Source organism: Lentzea albidocapillata (assembly GCF_000719115.1).
GTDB classification, from domain to species: domain Bacteria; phylum Actinomycetota; class Actinomycetes; order Mycobacteriales; family Pseudonocardiaceae; genus Lentzea; species Lentzea albidocapillata.
On sequence record NZ_JOEA01000120.1, the window covers coordinates 1 to 211 of the forward strand.

General features: G+C 71.1%; 1 pseudogene. It reads right to left on the reverse strand.

Annotation, left to right across the window (positions count from 1 at the left end):
* Positions 1-211: pseudogene (locus IG04_RS43600) on the reverse strand (MFS transporter); the annotation flags it as partial.

The window sequence follows — 211 nt, forward strand, 5'->3', positions numbered from 1 at the left end:
CGAGGGGATGAACGCCAGCGCCATGCCGGTCGCGGCCAGCAGCGACGCGGGCAGCACGTCCACCCAGTAGTTGCCGTCCGGGCGCACCAGGGCCAGCCAACCCAGACCGGCAGCGAGCACGACGAGCCCGGTCACCACCATCGGCTTGACGCCGAACCGCGCGGTGAGCCGAGGCGCCACGACCACCATCAACACCATGATCGCGGTGGTC